The organism is Crenobacter oryzisoli (assembly GCF_030385785.1).
Taxonomy (GTDB): Bacteria; Pseudomonadota; Gammaproteobacteria; order Burkholderiales; family Chromobacteriaceae; genus Crenobacter_A; species Crenobacter_A oryzisoli.
On the sequence record NZ_JAUEDK010000050.1, the window covers coordinates 12765 to 32663 of the forward strand.

The following is a 19899-nucleotide window of genomic DNA, read 5'->3' on the forward strand; positions in this document are numbered from 1 at the left end:
GCCTCGCCGCCTTACTTGCCGTAGACCGGGAACGCCGCGCACAGCTCGGCAACCTGATGCTTCACCCGTTCAATCACGGCCGGGTTGTCGAGGTCGGCGAGGATGTCGCAGATCCAGCCAGCGATCGCGCGCACTTCCGCCTCCTTGAAGCCGCGCGTGGTCACCGCCGGGGTGCCGATGCGAATGCCGCTGGTGACGAACGGCGACTGCGGGTCGTTCGGCACGGCGTTCTTGTTGACGGTGATGTGCGCCGCGCCCAGTGCGGCGTCGGCCGCCTTGCCGGTCAGGCCCTGGCGGATCAGGCTCAGCAGGAACAGGTGGTTGTCGGTGCCGCCGGACACGATGTCATAGCCGCGCTCGACGAACACTGCGGCCATCGCGCGGGCGTTGGCAATCACCTGTTGCTGGTAGGCTTTGAAGCCCGGCTGCAGCGCCTCCTGGAAGGCCACCGCCTTGGCCGCGATCACGTGCATCAGCGGGCCACCTTGGATGCCCGGGAACACGATGGAGTTGAGCTTCTTCTCGATGTCCGGATTGGACTTCGCCAGGATCAGGCCGCCGCGCGGGCCGCGCAGTGTCTTGTGCGTGGTGGTGGTCACCACGTCGGCGAACGGCACCGGGTTCGGGTAGAGACCGGCGGCCACCAGGCCCGCAACGTGCGCCATGTCGACCAACAGGTACGCGCCGACCTTGTCGGCAATTTCGCGGAAGCGCGCCCAGTCGATCACGCGCGAGTAGGCGGAGAAGCCGGCGACGATCAGCTTCGGCCGGTGTTCGAGCGCGAGACGCTCGACCTCGTCGTAGTCGATCAGGCCGGTGGCAGTGTCGATGCCGTACTGGACGGCCTTGTAGATCTTGCCCGAGAAGTTGACCGACGCGCCGTGGGTGAGGTGGCCACCGTGCGCCAGGCTCATGCCGAGCACCGTGTCGTGCGGCTGGATCAGCGCCATGTAGACGGCCGCGTTGGCCTGACTGCCCGAGTGCGGCTGAACGTTCGCGTAGTCGGCGCCGAACAGCTGCTTGGCGCGGTCGATCGCCAACTGCTCGACAGTATCGACATGCTCGCAGCCGCCGTAGTAGCGCTTGCCCGGGTAGCCCTCGGCGTACTTGTTGGTCAGCACCGAGCCCTGAGCCTGGATCACGCGCGGGCTGGTGTAGTTTTCCGAGGCGATCAGCTCGATATGGTCTTCCTGACGCAGGCGCTCGGCTTCCATCGCCTGCCACAGCGCGTCGTCGAAACCGGCGATCTCAAGCGGCTGGCTGAATTGTTCTTGGCGGGACATGTTGTTTCTCCTTTGTGGGGCGGTGCCCGTCGTTCGGCCAACCTTGGGGTGATGGGGTTGGCCGAACGGCTCGGGTATTGGAGTCGCTAATAAAAACCAGCGAAGCGGTCCTGGCTAGGCGTGCTGCCGCAGACAGTACGAGCTGTACGGCAAGGCAGCACAACGACGCCAGGAGGGTTTTATTCGCGACTCCTAGTCTTGGTAGGCCGACAGCGGCGGGCAGCTGCAGATCAGATTGCGGTCGCCGTACACGTTGTCGACGCGGCCGACCGGCGGCCAGTACTTGGTGCCGTGATCGCGCTCGACACCGCGCGGGAATACCGCCTGCTCGCGGCTGTACGCATGGTTCCATTCGCCGGCGAGCGCGGCCGCGGTGTGCGGCGCGTGCTTCAGTGGGTTGTCGTTGGCGTCGCTGCGCGCTTCCTCCACCGCGCGGATTTCCTCGCGGATCGTGATCATCGCCTCGATGAAGCGGTCGAGCTCGGCCTTCGATTCGGACTCAGTCGGCTCGATCATCAAGGTGCCTGCAACCGGGAAGGACATCGTCGGCGCATGGAAGCCGAAGTCGATCAACCGCTTGGCGATGTCCTCGACGCTGACGCCGCTGGTGTCCTTGAGAGGCCGCACGTCGACGATGCACTCGTGTGCGACACGGTTATTCGGGCCGGTATAGAGGATCGGGTAGTGCGGCGCGAGCTTCGTCGCGATGTAGTTCGCGTTGAGGATCGCCACCTCCGTCGCGCGTTTCAGGCCTGCCGCGCCCATCAGCGTGATATAGGTCCAGGTGATAGGCAGGATGCTGGCGCTGCCGTACGGCGCCGCCGACACCGCACCGCCGCCGACGAGCGAGCCCGCCTTGTGGCCGGGCAGGAACGGGGCGAGGTGCGCCTTCACGCCGATCGGGCCAATGCCAGGGCCGCCGCCGCCATGCGGGATGCAGAAGGTCTTGTGCAGGTTCAGGTGCGACACGTCGCCGCCGAAACCGCCCGGCTGCGCAAGACCGACCAGCGCGTTCATGTTGGCGCCATCGATGTAGACCTGGCCGCCGTGAGCGTGCACCACGTCGCACACTTCGCGCACCCGCTCCTCGAACACACCGTGTGTGGACGGGTAGGTGATCATGATCGCGGCGAGCTTGTCGCTGTGCTGTTCGGCCTTTGCCTTCAGGTCGTCGACGTCGACGTTGCCGGCCTCGTCACACGCAACGACGACCACCTTCATGTTCGCCATCTGCGCTGACGCCGGGTTGGTGCCGTGGGCGGACGACGGGATCAGGCAGACGTCGCGCTGCGACTGACCGCGGCTGGCGTGATAGGCGCGGATCGCCAAGAGACCTGCGTACTCGCCTTGCGAGCCGGCATTCGGTTGCAGCGACACCGCGTCGTAGCCGGTGATCGCGCACAGCATCGCTTCCAGTTCCTGCGTCAGCTCGCGGTAGCCAGCAGTCTGCTCGGCCGGTGCGAACGGGTGCAGCTTGCCGAATTCGGGCCACGTCACCGGGATCATCTCGGTGGTGGCATTCAGTTTCATCGTGCAGCTGCCCAGCGGAATCATGGTGCGGTCGAGCGCCAGGTCTTTGTCGGCCAAGCGGCGCAGGTAGCGCAGCATCTCGGTTTCCGAGCGGTACAGCTGGAACACCGGGTGCGTGAGGAAGGCACTGTGGCGTGCCAGTTGCGGCGGGATCGCGTCGGCAGTCTGCGCCTCGATCTCGGCGAAGCCGGGCACGACCTTGCCGAGGGCGAACAGCCCCCACAGCGCCACCACGTCAGCAGCGGTCGTCGTCTCGTCGAGCGAGACACCGATGCGGGTGTCACCGGCGGCGCGCAGGTTGACGCCGCGGGCGCGCGCCTGGGCGTGCAGCACGTTCGCGTGGTTGGCGGTGTCGACCTCGACGGTTACCGTGTCGAAAAACGACTCGGTCGGTACCGAATAGCCGAGCTGGCGCAAGCCTTCGGCCAAGGTGGCGGTCAGCCGGTGCACGCGGCGCGCGATCGCGGTCAGTCCCTCCGATCCGTGGTAAGCGGCGTAGAGACCAGCGATGATCGCCAGCAGTGCCTGCGCGGTGCAGATATTGCTGGTCGCCTTTTCGCGGCGAATGTGCTGCTCGCGCGTCTGCATCGCCAGGCGCAGGGCCGGGCGGCCGTGGCTGTCGACCGACACGCCGACCAGACGCCCCGGCATGCTGCGCTTGAACTCGTCGCGCGTCGCGAAGTAGCCGGCGTGCGGGCCGCCGAAGCCCATTGGCACGCCGAAGCGCTGAGTGGTGCCCACCGCGACGTCGGCGCCGAATTCGCCCGGCGGCGTCAGCAAGGTCAGCGCCAACAGGTCGGCGGCGACGACGACCAGTGCGCCTTGTGCATGCGCGGTCTCAGTGACGGCACGGTAGTCGATCAGGTCGCCGTGCGTGCCCGGGTACTGCAGCAGCACGCCGAAGCAGTCGAAGCCTGCGAGATCGCGACGCGGGTCGCCGACGACGACGTCGATGCCCAACGGTTCGGCGCGGGTTTTCATCACCTCGATCGTCTGCGGATGACAGTCGCGGGCAACGAAGAACACCTGGCTCTTCGATTTGGCCAAGCGCTGGCAGAAGGTCATCGCCTCGGCCGCGGCGGTCGCCTCGTCGAGCATCGACGCATTGGCAATCTCCAGGCCAGTCAGGTCCGAGACCATGGTCTGGAAGTTCAGCAGCGCCTCGAGGCGGCCCTGGGAAATCTCCGGCTGGTACGGAGTGTATGCAGTGTACCAGGCCGGGTTTTCGAACACATTGCGCAGGATCACCGGCGGGGTATGGGTGTCGTAATAGCCCATGCCGATGTAGGACTTGAACACCTGGTTGCGCGCGGCGATGGCGGCGAGGCGCTCGAGCACCTCAGCCTCGCTGCAGCCATCAGCGAGCTTGAGCGGGGCATTCAGACGGATGCTGGCGGGCACGACCTCGTCGATCAGTTCAGCGAGCGAGTCAACCTTCAGTTCGGCCAGCATTGCCTGCTGCTCGTCGCAGCCCGGACCGATGTGGCGGCGTTGGAACAGCGCGTCTTGCTTGAGAGAATTATCACGGAACATGGCGGCTCTCCCGGGCTTATTGGCCGATCAGGTTCTGATAGGCGACGTCGTCCAGCAGGCCGTCGAGCTGGGCCGGGTTGGCGAGCTGGATGCGGAAGAACCAGCCGTCACCCTCGGGGGCATCGTTGACCAGGCTCGGCTCGTCGGCCAACAGGCTGTTGACTGCGACGATGGTGCCGTCGACCGGCAGTGCGATCTCGCCGGCGGCCTTCACCGACTCGATGGTGGCGGCCTCTTCGCCTTTGGCGAACGATTGGCCTTCCTTGGGCAGGGCGACGTAAACCAGGTCGCCCAGCAGGTTCTGCGCATACTCGGTGATGCCGACCGTGACGCTGCCGTCGTCTTCCAGACGCAGCCATTCGTGGGAGTCGGTGTATTTGGTCTCGCTCATTGCTCTCTTCCTGACAGGTTGCGTTGGGATAAGCCAACGTCAGTCGGAGGGCGAGACGGAGCAGGGTGGCGATGCGGGATCGGCCGCCGGGTCTGTCAGGGGCGCTCCAGGCCAACGTCAGCCTGTTGCCCCCTCTGTCCTTTGTGCCTGAGAGATTACGCGCCAGCGGCGCTTTTCCTTCGGCGAGGCCACGTAGGCCTACTCTCCAGAGAGCTCGTCGATGCAGCAGTCCTTTTGCCTGAGAGTTTCTGGGGCGATTCCCCTTCGGCGCCGCCCGGGTGGGCGATCTCTCCTGCAGCATCCGTGAAGCTTTTCCCAAGCTAATGGAAATGCCGAAAGCCTGTCAACAGAAAAACTGCTTTCGCATGATTTAATTGGCTGGCTAAAAAAAAGCGGGGTCATTGAATCAAACGGCCGATTAAAAAAGCTTCGAATTAAGTGGCTTCTGTGGAAAATAACGCCTTGGCAAGATTCAAGATTGAAAACGCCGGGAATGGGGTTTTTTAACGCTGAATTTGCTGCTATGCAACGTAATACCCGATCGGATTCAAGCCTAATTTCCTATGGAAAGTTTGCCGCTACTCAAGAAAACCGGCGTTGTGGTCGCTAAAACGGGGCGGGCTTATCGCTATTGCGAAGTCGGAAATATTGCGGTGCACAACATTAATTCGCTTATCGCCGATTGACAGCAGCATCGTGTCTGTCTAGATTTTCCGCAGCTTTCGCCTCTTCGCTGCGTCGAGGGGCGAAACGATGCAGCAGGAGAGACTGCCCGACCCGGGCGGCGCCGAAGGGGAATCGCCCCAGAAACTCTCAGGCAAAAGGACTGCTGCATCGACGAGCTCTCTGGAGAGTAGGCCTACGTGGCCTCGCCGAAGGAAAAGCGCCGCTGGCGCGTAATCTCTCAGGCAAAAGGACAGAGGGGGGCAGACGTCGTAAGCCTTGGCGGCACCGAGGCTTACGCCCCCGACCTTGCCGAGGAGAGGCCATGCTTCCCCATTCCGTTAATGATTCCTAGCGAATCCGCCTGACGAACCCCCGACAAAATTCAAAATCGGGTTTTGTCTCCGGTTCTTATTAATAAAGCTGCAACAAATCCCAGCGCAACGGTTCTGGCTAGGCGTGCTGCCGCAGACAGTACAAGTCGTACGGCAAGGCAGCGCAACAACGCCAGGAGGGGTTTGTTAGCAGCTCTAAAACACCGCGTCCCCATCATTCCTTCCCGTCTATTGGCAGGAAGGCTGTGCCCGGCTGCGCCGGTGAAATCCATGCAGATTCATTCGACCGTCCGTGACCGGCGCGATGCAGGTGCCGGCGTAGCGACGGCTGTGTGTGCAAAGGAGAAACGAATGCAAGAGCAGCAAGACAAGTTGCATCGCGGTCTGGAAGAGCGCCACATCAATATGATGGCGCTCGGTGCCGCCATCGGCGTCGGCCTGTTTCTCGGCTCGGCGACCGCGATCAAGATGGCCGGTCCGGCCATCATGCTGTCGTACGCCATCGGTGGCGCCGCCATCTACATCATCATGCGGGCGCTCGGCGAGATGGCGATCCACAACCCGGTCGCCGGCTCGTTCAGCCGCTACGCGCAGGACTACCTCGGGCCGCTGGCCGGCTACCTGACCGGCTGGACCTACTGGTTCATGTGGATCGTCACCTGTATGGCCGAGATCACCGCGGTCGCCGTTTACATGGGTGTATGGTTCCCGGGCACGCCGGGCTGGATCTGGTCGCTGGCCGCGCTGGTGTCGATGGCGTCGGTCAACTTCATCGCGGTGAAGGCGTATGGCGAGTTCGAGTTCTGGTTCGCGGCAATCAAGATCGTCACCATCGTGCTGATGATCGTGTCCGGCGCGGGGACGATCTTCTTCGGCTTCGCCAACGGCGGCATTGCCACCGGCATCGCCAACCTGTGGAGCCACGGCGGTTTCCTGCCCAACGGCGTGCAGGGGGTGCTGATGGCGCTGCCGATGGTGATGTTCGCGTACCTCGGGGTGGAGATGATCGGCCTGACCGCCGGCGAGGCGAAGAACCCCAAGAAATCGCTCGCGCGCGCAATCGACACGGTGTTCTGGCGCATCCTGATCTTCTACATCGGCGCGCTGCTGGTGATCATGGCGATCTACCCGTGGAACGAGATCGGCACCGCGGGCAGCCCGTTTGTGATGACCTTCGAGAAGATGGGCATCCCGGCCGCCGCCGGCATCATCAACTTCGTGGTGCTGACCGCCGCGCTGTCCTCGTGTAACAGCGGCATCTTCAGTACCGGCCGCATGCTGTACAACCTCGCGCAGCAGAAGCAAGCGCTGCCGGTGTTCGCCAAGGTTGGTCGAAACGGCGTGCCGAACGCGGCGGTGCTGATATCGGTGTTCCTGCTGCTGATCGGCGTGCTGCTCAACTATGTCGCGCCGAAGCAGGTGTTCGTCTGGCTGACCGCTGTGTCCACCTTCGCTGCGATCTGGACCTGGGGCGTGATCCTGCTGTCGCAGCTGCGTTTCCGCAGCCGGCTCAGCCGGGTGGAGCTGGCCGCGCTGTCGTACCGGATGCCACTGTTCCCGTATGGTTCGTACCTGGCCGGCGCGTTCCTGCTGCTGGTGATCGGCCTGATGGCGTACTTCCCCGACACCCGCGTCGCGCTGATCATCGGCCCGGCATGGATCGCGATGCTGATGGTCGTCTACTACCTGCTGGGTTACAACAAACAGAGATGCGAGGTGCAGCCGGCTATCGTGGAACAGTCGCTCTGATAGGGGCGTCGCCTGTTCTTCGCGGGCTTTCCACGTGAGGGCGGGCTTCGTCGCTAATAGGTAGAGGTCCCGTGTGCCGATAATATGAAAAAGGCCCGATGTTTCGGGCCTTTTCTTGTTGCAACGGGGGTACCGTTGCCTGGATTCGGTCAGTGACCGGAGCGTTATTTCGAGCGCTTGCGGTTGGCGGGCGCTGGAGCTGCGTCGGGCGTGGCCTCGGCGGCAGGGCGCCCTGTCTTGACGTCTTCCAGGCCCGCTAACAGGACCTTGAGCTTGTCGATCGGCAGCGCTTCCAGCGCGTGCAGGCCGGCACGCAGCAGTTCGCTTTTCTTGATGCTTACGCCGGCTTCCAAGCCCTTCTTCTTGAGGTCGGCGATCTTCGCGTAGTCGGTCTCGGGCATGGTAAAGCTGTCCCGCACTACCTTGGCCTTCTTCTTCTTTTTCGGTACTTCGGCTTGGACTGGCGCAGCGGCTTCCACGGCGACAGGTGCTACCGCTGCGGCGGGGGCCACAACAGCTTTCGTCTCGGCGGGTTTTGCGGCCGGTTTGCTCGTGACGGGTCTCTTGGCCGGGGCGCTTCTCTTCACCGGGGCGCTTTGCTTCACTGGCGCCGTCTTCTTGTCGGCTGCGGCTTGGGCCGTTGCATCGGTTTTCTGGACTGGCGGGGTTACTACGGCGGGAGCGGGGGCTGCCGATTTCTCTTGCTTCGGCGTCGCAGTGGTGTCGCTGGCAGCGGGTTTATCGCCGCTGGCAGGGGTGGTACGGGCTACGGGGGCTTTGGCGGCTTGCTTGGCTTTTTTCATTGTGGTTCTTCACTGGGCGGGTAAACGGTATATACAGTATATACCGATTTAGACGCTTTCATTTGGCATTTCCTTCAGGCGCCCCCTGAGTAGCTACCCCGGCTCTTCCTGCTTTTCGGTGAGCGTCAACCCAAGCTCGTAGACACCCTCAGGGCTTCAGCGGCATGGCGCTGGTGCATTTGATCTCGTCCAGGCAGACGCTGGACTTCACCCCGCTCACCCCCGGAATGCGCATCAGCGTATCCAGCAGAAAGTCTGACAGCGATTTCAGGTCGCGTGCGACCACCTTCAACACATAGTCGACTTCTCCTGTCACCGAAAAGCATTCCTGGATCTGCGGCAGTTCCGCTACCAGCTCCTTGAACTTCGCCAGATCGCGAATATGGCCGCGCTCCATGGTCACGTGGATGAAGGCCACCACGTCGAAGCCCAGGCCTTCCGCGCTCAGCCGGGTCTCGTAGCGCTTGATGATGCCGATCTCCTCAAGCCGCCGGTGACGGCGCAGCGTCTGCGCCGGCGACAGCCGTACCGCTTCGGCGAGTTCAAGGTTAGTGGCCCGCCCGTGCGCCTGCAAAAAGCTCAAGATTCGGCGGTCAATTTGGTCCAGTTCGATGGGGTGCAATCCGATTTCCTAGTGCAATTGTTCTATGAAATTTTATTGTGAAACATGCCGCTTGATGACGTCATTATGCAATCCTATTTTGCGGAGTCAAGCATAGACTGATTGGCGCAGTCAGCTAAATACCAAGGATAAACAGAGGAGTATCGGCCGTCGCCCGCTGCGATTGCGCTGATCGAACGCGATAAAGTTCGTGCAACTTTATTTCGTTTTTGTCGTCACCCCGTTTCGGAATTGAACACACAATGAAAGAACTGCTGAACCGATTCGAAACCAAGGCCCCGGAGATCGTCTTCGAGTGGCACGACAGTGAAACTACTGCCCGCGGCTGGGTGGTGATCAACTCGCTGCGTGGCGGCGCTGCCGGTGGCGGCACCCGTATGCGCAAGGGCCTGGACCGCCGCGAGGTCGAGTCGCTGGCCAAGACAATGGAAGTGAAGTTCACGGTGTCCGGCCCGCAGATCGGCGGCGCCAAGTCCGGCATCGACTTCGACCCGGCCGACCCGCGCAAGGAAGGGGTGCTGCGCCGCTGGTACCAGGCGGTGATGCCGCTGCTCAAGGCATACTACGGCACCGGTGGCGACCTGAACGTCGACGAAATTCACGAGGTGATCCCGGTCACCGAAAGTTTCGGCCTGTGGCACCCGCAAGAAGGCGTGGTGAACGGCCACTTCAAGCCGACCGAGAGCCAGCGCATCCAGCAGGTCGGCCAGCTGCGCGTCGGCGTGTCCAAAGTGGTCGAGGACGCCGTCTACACGCCGGCCCCGGAGCGCAAATACGTGGTCGCCGACCTGATCACCGGCTGGGGCGTTGCCGAGTCGGTCGCCCACTACTACCGCATCTACGGCGGCGATCTCGCGGGCAAGCGTGTGATCGTGCAAGGCTGGGGCAACGTCGGTTCGGCTGCCGCCTACTATCTGGCCCGCGCCGGCGCGAAGATCGTCGGCATCATCGACCGCGACGGCGGCCTGTTGAAGCCGGAAGGGTTCAGCTTCGACGAAGTGCGCGACCTGTACCTGAACAAGAAGGGCAACCAGCTCGCGACCGAGGGCATGCTGCCGTTCACCGAAATCAACCAGCAAATCTGGAACATCGGTGCTGAGGTATTCCTGCCGTGTGCCGCTTCCCGCCTGGTTACCCGCGAGCAGCTCGACCAACTGGTCGCCGCCGGCCTGGAAGTGATCTCCAGCGGCGCCAACGTGCCGTTCGCCGACCCCGAGATCTTCTACGGCGCCATCTACCAGCACGCCGACGAACAAGTCGCGGTGATCCCCGACTTCATCGCCAACTGCGGCATGGCGCGCGCGTTCGCCTTCCTGATGCAGGGTGGCATCGAGATTTCCGACGCTGCAATCTTCAGCGACGCCTCCGCCACCATTGCCCAAGCACTCGAGCGCTGCCACGCCCGCTCGACCCAACGCACCAACATCGCCAGCACCGCGTTTGAAATCGCGCTGCAACAACTCGTTTAAGGGAGCCTGCCATGACCGATCTGTTTGAAAACCCGATGGGCTTGATGGGCTTCGAATTCGTCGAATTCGCATCGCCGACCCCGAACGTGCTCGAGCCGCTGTTCGAGCAAATGGGCTTCACGCTGGTGGCGCGCCACCGCTCCAAGGACGTGGTCCTATACCGCCAGGGCGAGGTCAACTTCATCGTCAACCGCGAGCCGCACAGCCAGGCCGCCTACTTCGCCGCCGAGCACGGCCCGAGCGCCTGCGGCATGGCATTCCGCGTGCGCGACTCGCACAAGGCCTACGCCCGTGCGCTGGAGCTGGGCGCGCAGCCGGTGGACATCCCGACCGGCCCGATGGAGCTGCGCCTGCCGGCGATCAAGGGCATCGGCGGCGCGCCGATCTACCTGATCGACCGCTTCGAGGACGGCAAGTCGATCTACGACATCGACTTCGAATTCATCGACGGCGTCGACCGTCACCCGGTCGGTCATGGCCTGAAGCTGATCGACCACCTGACCCACAACGTCTACCGCGGCCGCATGGCATTCTGGGCCGGCTTCTATGAGAAGCTGTTCAACTTCCGCGAGATCCGCTACTTCGACATCCAGGGCGAATATACCGGCCTGACCTCCAAGGCGATGACCGCGCCGGACGGCAAGATCCGCATCCCGCTCAACGAGGAATCGAAGAAGGGCAGCGGCCAGATTGAAGAATTCCTGATGGCCTTCAACGGCGAAGGCATCCAGCACATCGCCTTCCTGTGCGACAGCCTGATCGACACCATCGATCGCCTGCAGATGGCTGGCGTGCCGCTGATGACCGCGCCGAACGACTACTACTACCAGGGTCTGGAGGCGCGTCTGCCGGGCCACGGCCAGCCGGTCGAACAGCTGCAGTCGCGCGGCATCCTGCTCGATGGCACCACCGAAGGCGGCAAGCCGCGCCTGTTGCTGCAGATCTTCTCCAAGACCCTGCTCGGCCCGGTGTTCTTCGAGTTCATCCAGCGCAAGGGCGACGAGGGCTTCGGCGAAGGCAACTTCAAGGCGCTGTTCGAATCGCTCGAGCGCGACCAGATCCAGCGCGGCACCCTCAAAGTGGAGGCGTGATATGAAGATCGACCGCATTCACCATGTGGCGTACCGCTGCAAGGACGCCAAAGAGACGGTGCTGTGGTACCAGCAGATGCTGAAGATGGATTTTGTGCTGGCGATCGCCGAGGACCTGGTGCCGTCGACCAAGGAGCCGGACCCGTACATGCACATCTTCCTCGACGCCGGCAACGGCAACGTGCTGGCGTTCTTCGAGCTGCCGACCAAGCCGGAAATGGGGCGCGACCCGAACACCCCGGCCTGGGTGCAGCACATCGCGTTCAAGGTGAAGGACCGTGCCGAGCTGCTCGACTACAAGGCGCACCTCGAGGCCAACGGCGTGAACGTGCTCGGTCCGACCGACCACGGCGCCTTCCATTCGATCTATTTCTTCGACCCGAACGGCCACCGCCTCGAGTTGGCGTGCCCGGATCCGAACGAAGCCGAAATGCTGAAGAAGCTCGATGAAGTGAAATGGGACATGCTGGAAGAGTGGTCGAAGACCAAGCGCGCGCCCAAGCACGCCGACTTCCTGCACAAGCGGGAGTTCGAGCAATGAGCCGCCTGAACGAAACGCACGATCCGGCGCTGCAAAGCTGGGTTGCGTCGGCCAACCGCGCCGGCCAGGACTTCACCATTCAGAACCTGCCGTTCGGCGTGTTCCGTCGCGCCGGCACCAATGAAGCGTTCCGCGGCGGCGTGGCGATCGGCGACGAGATCGTCGACCTCGCCGCGCTGGCCGCCACCGGCGTGATCGCCAGTGAGACCGAAGGCGAAGCGGCTGCAGCACTGGCCGCCTGTACCGGCCCGACGCTCAACGACTTCATGGCGCTCGGCCAGCCGGCCTGGTCGGCGCTGCGCCTGGCGCTGTCGCGGGCGCTGCGTGCCGGTTCGCCGCTGGCCGACGCGATGCACGCTTGCCTCGTGCCGCAGGCCGCCGCCGAGTTCGCGGTGCCGGCACGGATCGGCGATTACACCGACTTCTACACCTCAATCCACCACGCGACCAACGTCGGCAAGCTGTTCCGTCCGGACAATCCCTTGCTGCCCAACTACAAGTGGGTGCCGATCGGCTACCACGGTCGCGCCTCGTCGATCGGCGTGTCCGGCCAGGCGTTCCACCGCCCGCTCGGCCAGACCATGCCGCCGGGCGCCGACAAGCCGAACTTCGGTCCGAGCCAGCGCCTCGACTATGAGCTGGAGCTGGGCATTTTCATCGGCCAGGGCAATCAGCTCGGCAGCCGCATCGCACTCGACGACGCCGAGAGCCATGTGTTCGGCCTGTGCCTGCTCAACGATTGGTCGGCGCGTGACCTGCAGGCCTGGGAATACCAGCCGCTCGGCCCGTTCCTCGCGAAGAACTTCGCCACCACCATCTCGCCGTGGATCGTGACGCTGGAAGCGCTGGCGCCGTTTCGCACGGAATGGACCCGTCCTGCGGAAGACCCGCAGCCGCTGCCTTATCTGGAATCGGCCACGTTGCGCCGCGAAGGCGCCTTCGACATCCAGATCGAAGCCTGGCTGCAAACCGCGCAGATGCGCGAGGCCGGCGAGGCGGGCTCCCGCCTGTCGCACAGCAGTTTCCGGCACTCCTACTGGACTGTGTCGCAAATGGTGACGCACCACACCGTCAACGGCTGCGGGCTGCAACCGGGCGACCTGCTCGGCAGCGGCACCGAATCCGGCCCGACGCCGGAGGAGGCCGGTTCGCTCTTGGAGCTGACCGTCGGCGGCAAACAGTCGTTGACGTTGCCCAACGGCGAGACGCGCCGCTTCCTCGAGGATGGCGACGCGGTGATCCTGCGCGGTTATTGCGAGCAGGCCGGCGCAGCGCGCATCGGCTTCGGCGAAGCGGTAGGGCGCGTGCTGCCCGCCCAACACTGATTGGAGCGATAGATGAACAAACTGTTTGCTAGCGCCGAGGCGGCCCTGTCCGGCGTGGTTGGCGACAACCAGACCATCGCGGTCGGCGGCTTTGGCCTGTGCGGTATCCCGGAGGCGCTGATCGGCGCGTTGCGCGATACCGGCGTGACTGGCCTCACCTGTATCAGCAACAACGCCGGTGTCGACGGTTTCGGCCTCGGCCAACTGCTCGCCACCCGGCAGATCAAGAAGATGATTTCGTCGTACGTGGGCGAGAACAAGGAGTTCGAGCGCCAGTACCTGTCTGGCGAACTCGAGCTAGAGTTCACCCCGCAGGGCACCTTGGCCGAAAAGCTGCGCGCCGGCGGCGCTGGCATCCCGGCCTTCTTCACCCGCACTGGCTTCGGCACCGTGGTCGCCGAGGGCAAGGAGGTGCGTGAGTTCGACGGCGAGCCGCACATCCTCGAGCACTCGCTCACCGCCGATGTGGCGCTCGTCAAGGCATGGAAGGCCGACAGGGCCGGCAACCTGGTCTTCAACAAGACCGCGCGCAACTTCAACCCGCTGTGCGCAATGGCCGGCCGGGTGACGGTGGTCGAGGTCGAGGAGCTGGTCGAGACCGGAGCGCTCGACCCGGATCAGATCCACCTGCCCGGCATCTACGTCGACCGCATCGTGGTCAATGCCTCCCCGGAAAAGCGCATCGAACAGCGCACCGTCCGCAACCCGGCTTAAGGAATACAGCGCATGGCTTGGACCCGCGATGAAATGGCGGCGCGTGCCGCTCAGGAGCTGCAAGACGGCTACTACGTCAACCTCGGCATCGGCCTGCCGACGCTGGTGGCCAACCACATCCCGCAGGGGATGGAGGTGTGGCTGCAATCGGAAAACGGCCTGTTGGGCATCGGGCCGTTCCCGGGCGAGGACGAAGTCGACCCGGATCTGATCAACGCCGGCAAGCAGACGGTGACCGCACTGCCGGGGGCTTCATTCTTCTCCAGCGCCGACTCGTTCGCGATGATCCGCGGCGGGCATATCGACCTGGCAATCCTCGGCGCAATGCAGGTGGCTGAAAACGGCGACCTCGCCAACTGGATGATCCCCGGCAAGATGATCAAGGGCATGGGCGGCGCGATGGACCTGGTGGCCGGCGCGCGCCGCGTGGTGGTGTTGATGGAGCATGTCGCCAAGGGCGACGCGCACAAGATCGTCGAGCGCTGCACGCTGCCGTTGACTGGCTGCGGCGTGGTCAACCGCATCATCACCGATCTTGGCGTGATCGACGTGACCGCCGAAGGCCTGCAACTGGTCGAGCTGGCGCCGGGCGTGACGATGAGCGATATGCAAGCGCTGACCGGTGCCCCCCTGAAGGCGGCCTGAGGGCCGGGATGATAGGGCTTCTTGTCGACGCATTCACCATGAGGGCTTTGTATTCGAATTAAAAACCGTCACAAAACGAGAAGAAATGCAGTTCTGCCGTAGAAAAACCTTGGAAATGATCGCGTACGTCGATCTCGCCTACGCGATCATTGCCAGCAAACACCCCGGACAGTGAAGAGGGTGTCGGTTGTAGAGCGTAAATAAATACATGCTGCAGAGGAGAAATGATGATTTCACATCAGTCGAATGATGAGCTGAAGCGCGAGCTAAAAAATCGCCACATTCAGCTAATTGCGCTAGGTGGCGCGATCGGTACCGGCTTGTTTCTCGGTATTGCCCAAACCATCAAGATGGCCGGTCCTTCGGTGCTGCTCGGCTATGCGCTGGCCGGGTTCATTGCCTTTCTGATCATGCGCCAGCTGGGCGAGATGGTGGTGGAAGAGCCGGTGGCCGGGTCGTTCAGCCACTTCGCCAACCGCTACTGGGGCCCGTTCGCCGGCTTCATGTCCGGCTGGAATTACTGGGTGCTGTACGTGCTGGTCGGCATGGCCGAGCTCTCTGCGGTCGGCATCTACATCCAGTACTGGTGGCCCCAGATTCCGACTTGGGTTTCCGCCTTTGCTTTCTTCCTGATCATCAATGCCGTCAACTTGAGCAGCGTGAAAAACTACGGCGAAATGGAGTTCTGGTTCTCCATCGTCAAAGTCGCGGCGATCATCGGCATGATTATCTTCGGCGCCTACCTGCTGATTAGCGGCGACGCCGGCCCTGCCGCCACGGTCACCAACCTGTGGCAGCACGGCGGTTTCTTCCCGCACGGGCTTTCCGGTTTGGTGATGGCCATGGCCGGTATCATCTTTTCGTTCGGCGGGTTGGAACTGGTCGGCATCACCGCCGCCGAAGCAGCCAACCCGGAGAAAACCATTCCGCGCGCCACCAACCAAGTGATCTACCGCATCCTGCTGTTCTACGTGGGTGCCCTGGGTGTGCTGCTGTCGCTGTACCCGTGGGAAAAAGTGGTCGATGGCGGCAGCCCGTTTGTGCTGATCTTCCATGCGCTGGACAGCAATATCGTCGCCACCATTCTCAATATCGTGGTGCTGACCGCGGCCCTGTCCGTGTACAACAGCGGCGTCTACTGCAATAGCCGCATGCTGTACGGCCTAGCCAAGCAGGGTAACGCGCCTCAGTCGCTCATGAAAGTAAACCGCCGTGGCGTGCCGTTGGCAGCGCTTGGCATGTCGGCGGTGGCCACCGGCTCCTGCGTGGTGATCAACTACCTGATGCCAGGTAAGGCGTTCGAGCTGCTGATGGGGCTGGTGGTATCCGCGTTGATGATCAACTGGGCGATGATCAGCATCATCCATCTGAAATTCCGCCGAGAGAAGCAGCGCGCCGGCGAAGTCACCCGCTTCCAGAGCCTGGGCTACCCGCTCACCAACTACCTGTGCCTGGCGTTCCTGGCGGGCATCCTGGTTGTGATGTACCTCACTCCGGGGTTGCGTATTTCCGTTGTGCTGATTCCTGTCTGGCTCGCCATCCTCGGCGTCAGCTATCAGCTTAAAGCCAAAGGCGCGGTCAGCCCGCTGCCGAGCGGCGTCGCCAACAAATAATCCATATTGACCGGAGCTTCCCCTTCTCCCGCCCACTGGGCGCGGAGCGGGGGAGGTTACGCCCAGAGGAAGCAAGCGGATGGAAAAACTGCACTCCCAACAGTTGGCGCAGGCCTTGGTCGGCCTGCCGCAATGGTGTTACGACAATGCGCGTGGCGCCATCACGAGAGAATTCCTGTTTCAGACCTTTCCCCAAGCGTTCGCCTTCATGGCGCAACTGGCCATCGTGGCCGAGCAGCGCAATCACCATCCTGAATGGTTCAACGTCTATAACCGGGTGTTGATCACCTTGACCACCCATGACGCTGATGGCCTAACGCAGCAAGACCTCGACTGGGCCACTTACGCGGACGCCGCCTACGCGCGTTTTGCCGAAATCGCATGACGGACTAAGCAAGGGAATCCCATGGAACAGAATGTGACAGCAGTAAAACACGGTGCCGCAGCGGGCGATGCCGGCCGTCCCGAGCGCGCGGATTGGACCATCGATCAGGGTTGGGAAAATTACACGGCCGAAGAACACGCAGTCTGGAAGACCCTGTTCGAACGACAGGCCAAGCTGCTGCCAGGCCGCGCCTGCGACGAGTTCGTGGCCGGCATGCGCGCGCTGCCGATCGGCGCGGACCAGATTCCCGACTTCCGCCGCTTGAGCGATGTGCTGATGAAGCACACCGGCTGGCAGGTGGTGGCGGTTCCGGGGCTGGTGCCTGACGACGTGTTCTTCGAGCACTTGGCGAACCGGCGCTTTCCGGCCGGCCATTTCGTGCGTCGAGCGGACCAGCTCGATTACCTGGAAGAGCCGGACGTGTTTCACGACGTGTTCGGCCATGTGCCGATGCTGATGAACCCGGTGATCGCCGACTACATCCAGGCGTACGGCGTGGGTGGCCTGCGCGCCCAGAAACTCGGCATGCTGGAGCAACTGGCGCGCGTGTACTGGTACACGGTGGAGTTCGGCCTGGTGAAGCAAAAGGACGGACTGCGCATCTACGGCGCCGGCATCGTGTCGTCGTACACCGAGTCGATCTTCTCGCTGGACGACGCCTCGCCCAACCGCATTGGCTTCGATCTTGCCCGCGTCATGCGCACCCGCTACCGGATCGACGACTTCCAGGAGAGCTATTTCGTGCTCAATCACCTGGACGAGCTGCTGGAGCTGGCCAACATCGACTTCGATCCGGTCTATGCGCAGGTGAAGGGTCTGCCGGACTACCTGCCCGGCGACGTGCTCGATACCGACCGGGTGCTGACACGCGGAACCGGCCACTACAGCGCCGCGAAGCGGCAACCTGCCCCGATCACGCTTTAAAGGACAACCAATGGATTTCAACAAGCGTACCGTCTTGATCACCGGCGCTGCCGGCAATCTCGGCCAGGCGGTGGCCAAAGCGTTCGCCGAGCGCGGCGCCAATCTGGTGCTGCTGGAACGCCAGCAGGAAAGCCTTGTGCAGGTGTACGGCACGGAAAGCGCGCATCAGATGTTTGCCGTCGCCGACCTGCTCGATCAGCAGCAAGTGCGCCACGTAGTACAAGCCGCATGCGACCGCTTCGGCCGGATCGACGTGTTGTGCAACGTCGCTGGCGGCTTCCGGATGGGGTCGCCGGTGCACGAAACCTCCGACGAGGACTGGAACTTCCTGTTCGACGTCAATGCGCGCAGCATGCTGCACGCCGTGCGTGCGGTAGCACCGCAGATGATCACTGCCGGACAAGGCAAGATCGTCAACATCGGGGCAAACGCCGCGCAGAAGGGTGTGTCGCAGATGGGGGCGTACTGTGCCGCCAAGGCGGCAGTGATCCGCCTGACCGAGTCGATGGCGGCCGAGTTGCGTGAGCATCACATCAATGTGAACTGTGTGCTGCCCAGCATCATCGACACGCCAGAAAACCGCGCCGCCATGCCCGATGCGGACCCGAGCCGCTGGGTTGCTCCCGAGGCACTCGCCGACGCCATTGCCTTCCTCGCGTCGGACGACGCGCGGGCCATCCACGGCGCGGCCATTCCAGTGACAGGCTTGAGTTAAGAGCCGCTCACCTAGGCTGTCTCGGTACCAAGCCGTACCTGAGGGCCTATTTTCGAGCTCGGACAGCAGGTGATAACGAGGGATGCACGGGGCAAGCTTTGCCCGTGCCCCCCTCGTTAAACGGCGCTCAAGCATGCGCTGCCGATATCGGCTGACAATCCGGATGGTCATGGAGGCAAACAGTCCTTCGGCGAGCTAAGCGCCGCTCAGCAAATCCTTCCTATTATATTGTTGCTCTGCCTCGCCGCGTTCCTTGTACTGTCTGCGGCATGGCGTTTAGTTGTCACAGGGTAGTCCATAACGCTCATAGCAGCGCAAAGGCAACCCATCCTTCTGTGAAATGCCTGATCCTAAATGGGGTCGTTTCCTGGCACCTTGTTATCCGAGAATGCGTCGGAGATGAGCGTCCTGAGCCACTGGTTTCCCGGCTCTCGGTGGTTTTTTGCATGCCAGAGGATGTTGATCGAGATCGCAGGCAATTTGACGGGGCAGGGCACGTAGACCAGGTCGAAAGGCGCTAAAGTGCGCTCGGCGAAGCGTTCCGGTACCACGGCGATCATGTCCGAGGCCTGCAGAATATGGCCGACGGCAACGAAGTGCGGCACGCGCAGCTTGACCTTGCGGTGCACGCCCGCCTGTTCGAGTAGCTCATCGACCTGCCCGTGTCCGGTGCCGGCGGACACGATCACTACGTGATCCGCTTCGGTGAACGTGTCCTGGGTGATGCCCTGCTGTTCGAATGGATGCTCCTTCCTGAACAGGCAGACATATTTCTGATCGAACAGCCGCCTCTGGAAAAAGCCAGTTTTCAGGTCGGGCAGCAGCCCGATGGCGAGATCCACTCTCCCCGCTTCCATCTCGTCACGCAGATTGACCGCATTATTACGCACGGTGCTGAGCGTCACCTGGGGGGCGATTTCGGCCAATAGCTTGATCAATACGGGCAGGAAATAGATTTCTCCGATGTCGGTCATCGCCACGGTGAAGTTGCGCTGGCTGGTGGCTGCGTCGAAGGTAGCCCTTTGGTTGATTGTGCTGTGGATCGTGCTCAGCGCAAAGGCAATCGGCTCGGCCAGCATCTCGGCGTACGGGGTCGGCTCCATGCCGCGAGAGGTCCGCAGAAACAGTTCATCGCCCAGCAGTGTTCGCAACCGGTTGAGAGCGTTGCTGACCCCCGGCTGAGAGACGCCGAGCGCCCTGGCCGTCGCCGAAACGCTGCCGCACTTGAGCAGCTCGTTGAACACATTCAGCAGGTTTAGATCGATCTCGTTCAGTTCCATGGCTTGCGATATCACTGTTGGTGATAGATGGGCGGCCTCAATAACCAAGTGCAACAGGGTTAATGTTTCTCTGCTTGTCGCGATTCAATCACGGCATCCAGATGTTCGGCAAACACCTCGATCGGCATCTTGAATTTCAACACTGCACGTGGGCGTGTGTTCAGCCGGTGCGCGATAGCATCCAGCTCTTCCTGGCTGTGCACGGACAGGTCTGTCCCTTTGGGCAAATATTCCCGGATCAGGCCGTTGGCGTTCTCGTTGCTACCCCGCTGCCACGGGCTGTGTGGG

At 62.7% G+C, this 19899-nt stretch carries 18 protein-coding genes and 2 riboswitches; of the genes, 11 read left to right on the forward strand and 7 right to left on the reverse strand.

The window, feature by feature from the left end; translation table 11 throughout:
* Positions 1-11 precede the first annotated feature (11 nt).
* From glyA to gcvH, 3 genes are all read right to left on the reverse strand, one after another.
* The gene (glyA, locus tag QU481_RS19415; RefSeq protein WP_289831647.1) at positions 12-1283 is read right to left on the reverse strand and encodes a serine hydroxymethyltransferase; all 1272 of its coding nucleotides are present in this window, start codon (positions 1281-1283) and stop codon (positions 12-14) included.
* Between the two features lie 192 nt (positions 1284-1475).
* On the reverse strand, positions 1476-4346 hold the full coding sequence (gcvP, locus tag QU481_RS19420) for an aminomethyl-transferring glycine dehydrogenase (protein ID WP_289831648.1): 2871 nt from the start codon (positions 4344-4346) through the stop codon (positions 1476-1478).
* Between the two features lie 16 nt (positions 4347-4362).
* Positions 4363-4737, reverse strand: a complete 375-nt coding sequence (gene gcvH / locus QU481_RS19425) for a glycine cleavage system protein GcvH (RefSeq protein ID WP_289831649.1) — start codon at positions 4735-4737, stop codon at positions 4363-4365.
* 216 nt (positions 4738-4953) lie between these two features.
* A riboswitch (glycine riboswitch) is annotated at positions 4954-5042 on the reverse strand.
* A 444-nt stretch (positions 5043-5486) separates the two neighbouring features.
* Positions 5487-5576: riboswitch (glycine riboswitch) on the forward strand.
* Positions 5577-6086: 510 nt separating this feature from the next.
* Here gcvH and QU481_RS19430 point away from each other — a divergent pair.
* Positions 6087-7484 carry an amino acid permease gene (locus tag QU481_RS19430; protein WP_289831650.1) on the forward strand — a complete coding sequence of 466 codons (1398 nt, stop codon included), beginning with the start codon at positions 6087-6089 and terminating at the stop codon, positions 7482-7484.
* A gap of 164 nt (positions 7485-7648) precedes the next feature.
* Here the strand turns inward: QU481_RS19430 and QU481_RS19435 are convergent, their stop codons facing one another.
* Positions 7649-8287, reverse strand: coding sequence for a hypothetical protein (locus tag QU481_RS19435; RefSeq protein WP_289831651.1), 639 nt, complete (start codon positions 8285-8287; stop codon positions 7649-7651).
* A 148-nt stretch (positions 8288-8435) separates the two neighbouring features.
* Positions 8436-8909 (reverse strand): Lrp/AsnC family transcriptional regulator, encoded by a 474-nt coding sequence (locus QU481_RS19440; protein WP_289831652.1) that lies wholly within the window; start codon positions 8907-8909, stop codon positions 8436-8438.
* 242 nt (positions 8910-9151) lie between these two features.
* Between QU481_RS19440 and QU481_RS19445 the strand changes: the two genes are divergently transcribed.
* From QU481_RS19445 to QU481_RS19490, 10 genes are all read left to right on the forward strand, one after another.
* Positions 9152-10378 carry a Glu/Leu/Phe/Val dehydrogenase dimerization domain-containing protein gene (locus QU481_RS19445; protein ID WP_289831653.1) on the forward strand — a complete coding sequence of 409 codons (1227 nt, stop codon included), beginning with the start codon at positions 9152-9154 and terminating at the stop codon, positions 10376-10378.
* Between the two features lie 11 nt (positions 10379-10389).
* On the forward strand, positions 10390-11469 hold the full coding sequence (gene hppD, locus QU481_RS19450; RefSeq protein WP_289831654.1) for a 4-hydroxyphenylpyruvate dioxygenase: 1080 nt from the start codon (positions 10390-10392) through the stop codon (positions 11467-11469).
* 1 nt (position 11470) lies between these two features.
* Positions 11471-12010: a VOC family protein gene (locus QU481_RS19455; protein WP_289831655.1), complete on the forward strand. Its 540-nt coding sequence runs from the start codon at positions 11471-11473 to the stop codon at positions 12008-12010.
* Complete coding sequence (gene fahA / locus QU481_RS19460) at positions 12007-13335, forward strand: fumarylacetoacetase (protein WP_289831656.1); 1329 nt, start codon at positions 12007-12009, stop codon at positions 13333-13335. The genes QU481_RS19455 and fahA overlap by 4 nt, the downstream gene beginning before the upstream one ends.
* Before the next feature lie 12 nt (positions 13336-13347).
* Positions 13348-14049, forward strand: a complete 702-nt coding sequence (locus tag QU481_RS19465) for a CoA transferase subunit A (protein WP_289831657.1) — start codon at positions 13348-13350, stop codon at positions 14047-14049.
* A gap of 12 nt (positions 14050-14061) precedes the next feature.
* A complete protein-coding gene (locus QU481_RS19470) occupies positions 14062-14694 on the forward strand; it encodes a CoA transferase subunit B (protein WP_289831658.1) in 633 nt (210 codons plus the stop codon).
* 224 nt (positions 14695-14918) lie between these two features.
* Entirely contained in the window at positions 14919-16307 is a 1389-nt protein-coding gene (locus QU481_RS19475; protein WP_289831659.1) for an amino acid permease, read from the forward strand.
* 79 nt (positions 16308-16386) lie between these two features.
* Positions 16387-16692 (forward strand): 4a-hydroxytetrahydrobiopterin dehydratase, encoded by a 306-nt coding sequence (locus tag QU481_RS19480; protein WP_289831660.1) that lies wholly within the window; start codon positions 16387-16389, stop codon positions 16690-16692.
* Positions 16693-16725: 33 nt separating this feature from the next.
* Entirely contained in the window at positions 16726-17616 is an 891-nt protein-coding gene (gene phhA / locus QU481_RS19485; protein ID WP_289831661.1) for a phenylalanine 4-monooxygenase, read from the forward strand.
* Between the two features lie 10 nt (positions 17617-17626).
* Positions 17627-18331: an SDR family oxidoreductase gene (locus QU481_RS19490; RefSeq protein ID WP_289831662.1), complete on the forward strand. Its 705-nt coding sequence runs from the start codon at positions 17627-17629 to the stop codon at positions 18329-18331.
* 350 nt (positions 18332-18681) lie between these two features.
* Here the strand turns inward: QU481_RS19490 and QU481_RS19495 are convergent, their stop codons facing one another.
* On the reverse strand, positions 18682-19611 hold the full coding sequence (locus tag QU481_RS19495; protein ID WP_289831663.1) for a LysR family transcriptional regulator: 930 nt from the start codon (positions 19609-19611) through the stop codon (positions 18682-18684).
* Between the two features lie 59 nt (positions 19612-19670).
* On the reverse strand, positions 19671-19899 hold a 229-nt coding region (locus tag QU481_RS19500; protein ID WP_435382733.1), incomplete at its 5' end, for a transposase.